General features: G+C 51.2%; 4 protein-coding genes. All 4 read left to right on the top strand.

Annotated elements, in window-relative coordinates; translation table 11 throughout:
* Positions 1-23: 23 nt before the first annotated feature.
* On the top strand, positions 24-1,064 hold the full coding sequence (locus ABJZ52_RS15575; RefSeq protein WP_348487816.1) for a hypothetical protein: 1,041 nt from the start codon (positions 24-26) through the stop codon (positions 1,062-1,064).
* Positions 1,065-1,204: 140 nt separating this feature from the next.
* Positions 1,205-1,807: an ion channel gene (locus ABJZ52_RS15570; RefSeq protein WP_348487815.1), complete on the top strand. Its 603-nt coding sequence runs from the start codon at positions 1,205-1,207 to the stop codon at positions 1,805-1,807.
* A gap of 286 nt (positions 1,808-2,093) precedes the next feature.
* Positions 2,094-2,633 carry a recombinase family protein gene (locus tag ABJZ52_RS15565; protein ID WP_348487814.1) on the top strand — a complete coding sequence of 180 codons (540 nt, stop codon included), beginning with the start codon at positions 2,094-2,096 and terminating at the stop codon, positions 2,631-2,633.
* A 124-nt stretch (positions 2,634-2,757) separates the two neighbouring features.
* The coding region (locus ABJZ52_RS15560) for an ATP-binding protein (protein WP_348487813.1) at positions 2,758-4,454 on the top strand (1,697 nt) is incomplete at its 3' end.

The following is a 4,454-nucleotide window of genomic DNA, read 5'->3' as shown; positions in this document are numbered from 1 at the left end:
CGCAGACGTTCAGGAGTATAGCCATGAAAAAGATCGCTGACGCCATTTTCGCACCAGACTCCTCTGATGGAGTCGTGTCAAACATCATTGATCGCAACGGACGCGCCACATTGCGACAAGTCAAAAATTACTGGTCAGATGAGAGCGTTCCGCGCCTTGCTGGTGTATCGGAGACGGATATCGCGACTTTGCCCTCAAAGGAACTTGAAAGGAAAGTTGCCGAGTTTTGGGGTGAAGAGTTCATCGACCGTGCTGATCGCTTTGTTCAGCAATCGCATTCTGAAGCCATTTCTAGTCCGGATACCACAGGCCACGTTTCTGGGGGAGGCAGTTCGCTTTTGCAAAAGGCCATGGCGATTGCCGCGTGCCTTTTAGTAACTGCGTTCCTCGGTTCGATATTCCTTGGTGAGAAATCTAATGACATTGCAGAGGTCGGGCCGGAGAACACTGGTGTGTTGGATGAACGTACGATGCTAGAGCTACGCAGCATTGAAGAGCCCTTGGTCGCCGGGATTGTCCCGATGGTTCGTTCTGGTGTCTTACCACCTTATTTGACGGACTTGCAGGTGCAAGACTCAGCAGTTCTTTCAAGTTTGGCTTCACCAATGGAAAGCGCGTGGCTGATTGACTTAGGAGTAGGAAACGAACGCTTTCAGATAGTGTCTATCACTCTCGGAGAAGAGTTTTCTTTCCCATATGAGGCCTTGGAAGCTTTAGGCTTCGATGGCAATGTTAGAGATGCGTTTTCCTCTCGTCTTGCTTCCGCAGAGGATATCGATCCAAGGCGGCTACAGATCGGGGATCGATTTCTTGCGGTGCTGCAAAGCAGACCGAACAATCCGTTGCCTGAGTTTCTCAGTCTTTCATACTTCCCACAGCGCCAGACAGCATCTTACGCGGGGCAAGTTCCAACTTGTGGTACAGGTAGCCTTACTTTCTCCGAACCTGGTTTGATCCGAGCCGCTTTGGAGATGCATGCAAATGTGACGACAAGGGCTGTCAACAACTGTGCTTCACCGTTGGAGTTAACGGCTTCAAATGCCGTTTTGCATCGGGGAGAATAAATGGCTAAATGGGAGCTACTATCGGTCTTGGTTAGAGCAGCTCCCATTTGGCATATCATCTGCCAACAAAAGATTTGCAGTCACTTCACCCATGGTGCCAATGCCTATTTCTGAAAACCCCGTCGCCTAGGGAATATCAATTGTACGACAAGATTAGGAAGGTTTGGACAGAATTTGTGTCCAAAGCCAACGCGACGTTTGAGGCTTTTCGTGTCATCATACTTGGCCTCAAAGGTAGTTCTACGCCAGGCAGCGATACCCGCCGGATGACGATTAGGCTTTGCTTATATTGGAGCTTAGGTGCGTTCCTCTGGGCGCTTATGACTGCGACTGCCACATCATCCAACTACTCTGTAAGCGCTTCCGTAGGATCTGTAGCGTTCATTGGGGCGAGCTTGCTAATCTTCTTCCAAATTGTCTTGTTGATGCCTTTCCGCGACAACAATGATGACTTTCAGCTCGACGCTTGGCGTTTGGTTTTCGATACTATGATCTCGGCGGTCTTTATGATTTCGGTGTTCGCAGTACTATACAAGAATGTCGGACTATTATCCGGAGGTGAGATAGTGCGTCCTAGCTTGCTAGATGCAATATACTTCTCTTCCGTAACTTTCTCGACTTTGGGGTATGGAGACTTTGCTCCTCATCCTTCTGCACGGATAATAGCAGCAACCCAAGCTCTGCTCGGAAACCTTCATCTTGGAATGATTGTGGGTGCTACCTTTGCCGCAATCAAGCGGTAAGAGTTAGCCAATAAGCAGGGCAACGGAGCCAACAATCATCAGCACGCCCGCCAAAGGCAGCGTGTAAGATTGAAACTGGCGATATCTCTGGTTGCTCATGTGATCTCCTTGTGGCCACAACATAACAGTAACGGAGCTGGTTTGCAAATCCGTTAACGAGTCGATCGTGCCACAAACGGTCGTTTTTGTCCGCATCTTCTGCCCCGCCTCGGATCAATCGGTTAGCTAGGACAAAAACCCCCGGCAAAACCTTTGCAGTTTTGGCAGGTTTTTGTCACAGTGAGACATGATCATCGGATACGCCCGCGTCAGCACTGACGACCAGAGCCTAGATTCCCAAACAGATGCCCTTTTGGCCGCCGGAGCCGAGAAGGTTTTTGCTGACAGGATCAGCGGATCGAAGCGCGCGCGGCCCGAACTGGATAAGATGCTGGAGCAGCTCCGCGACGGCGACGTTGTGACCGTGACGAAGTATGACCGATTGGCGCGGTCTCTGAAGGACCTCCTGGAGATCGTGGAGACGATCCGGGATCGCGGTGCCGGCTTCCGGTCACTGGCTGAAGACATCGACACGACGACGCCGGCGGGCCGTCTTGTGTTCCATGTCTTCGCATCTATCGCTCAGTTCGAGCGTGAACGGATTTCCGAAAGAACCAGAGAAGGCCTCACAGCAGCTCGTAAGCGTGGCCGGATAGGTGGTAGACCCCCTGCCCTGTCGCCTGCACAGAAGGTCGAAGTTCGCCGCATGCGCGACGAAGAACATCGTGCAATCCCAGAGGTCGCTCGTCTGTTTAAGGTCAGCGAACGAACTGTGCGTCGCGCATGAACAGGCAGCGATCCTGTCAGGCTATCGTCACATTCGGCTCATTCGATCTCCTGATGTTTGAGACGCTCTAACGCGCTCAATCTCTTGTGAAGCACAGCGCTCACGACAACTGATGGAGAAAAATATGTTAAACGAAAACGATACCTCCCTGCCTAACGAACACGATCTCACTTGGGCGGATGACGCGCCGAAAGGCGGCAAAACGGTTATGAACCGTGTTTTGAAAGACGGGGCAAACGTCCCGCTCTTCTTTGCGCAGACACTTGTCTCATCTCTTAGAGATCAAGGGTACAACGACACCACCTCCGCCCTTTGCGAACATGTCGATAACTCGATTCAAGCAGATGCGACCGAGGTTCGCATCTATTTCAGACAAACAGGCAAGCCAGGTGATTACAAAACCGACGTTGTCGTTCTGGACAATGGACGCGGTATGGCTCCAAACGTCCTCAAGGTTGCAATGGCTTTTGGCGGTTCCATGAACTTCAATAACCGCTCAGGGATTGGGCGGTTTGGGATGGGAATGAAAACCGCAGCCTTGAGCATGAGTCCCCTGGTTGAATTCTATTCGTGGCAAGAGCCGAAGGCTTTCTACAACATTGCATTGGATGTTGACGCCATTGGACGCGAGCGTTCGAATGCGGTTCTACTGCCTGATCCCGAACTGCTCGATGAGCTACCAAGTGATGTAGCGGATGTGTTGCAAAAACCGATGTCTGTACCAAAAGACCGGGGTCAGCAGGATTTACTTGCCGATCAGTCAGATGACCTCGAAGAAGCGCTAGGTAAGTCGGGCACTATTGTTTTCATGCCCAATTGTGACCGTCTCAGCTATGCTAAGGCAAATACACTAGTGGACCACGCGACCAAGGAGATGGCTCGCGTATATCGTCGCGCTATCGGTGAAGGCTTACGGCTATTCATTAACAACCGACAGGTTACGGCGTTCGACCCAACATACTCCATGTCAAATGCTCGGCACCGGCAGTTCCTTGATGATGTGGAAGCCAAAGGAAGCAAGCTTGTTACGGCCAAGCTGATCGATGTTCCAATTCATGATATGAAGGACAGCGAGACTGCACAGGTCAAGATCAGTCTGTACAAGTTGCCTATTGAAGAGTGGTATCACCTTCCCCAGAAAACCCTGCGGAACGATCTCCACGTGTTCAACGGGCAAACAGTCTCCATCTTGAGGAACGGTCGAGAACTCTTTGCTGACCGTATGCCGGAACTTACGACGCGCCACTCGATTACACACTGGTTTCGAGTCCAGATCGATTTTCCTGGAGAGTTGGACGAAGCTTTCGGCGTGGCTGCAAACAAACAAGGTGTGCGACCGAAAGGCTATGTGAAGGATGCGATCAAGAAAGGCATTGGTGACGATATTAGTACTGTCATCGGTGAAATTCGTCGGTTTCAAAGCGCGCAAAGAACCAATGCGCAAGCTGCAAAGCCATCCGAGAGCGAGAACAGAGCAACTGCCGCAGACCCACACCAAAGCCGGTCTTTGAACCTTACCCCAGAGGAAGAGCAGCAGCTCGAAGAGAACCTGCGAACTCTAGCGGTGACTCTTAAAAGGGCGCATGAGACAGATGAAGATGCCTTTCAAAGGGTAAAAGCCTCCAAGTATCTCATTCAATATGTTCATGACGAGTACTGGCCGTTTTACCGTGCAGAGCATCGGTACGGGCGTGTGATATTGGCGATCAATACAGCTCATCCTTTCTTTTCCGAGTTGTATGACCCCATCAGGAAGCTCGACGGAAACGACGACATGGAGGAACAGGAGAACAACGGCGCAAAACACGTGCGCGAGCAAAC

This window comes from Roseibium sp. (assembly GCF_039982295.1).
GTDB lineage: Bacteria > Pseudomonadota > Alphaproteobacteria > Rhizobiales > Stappiaceae > Roseibium.
Note: the sequence above shows the minus strand (reverse complement) of the source record. Positions and strands in the feature narration are given on the sequence as shown.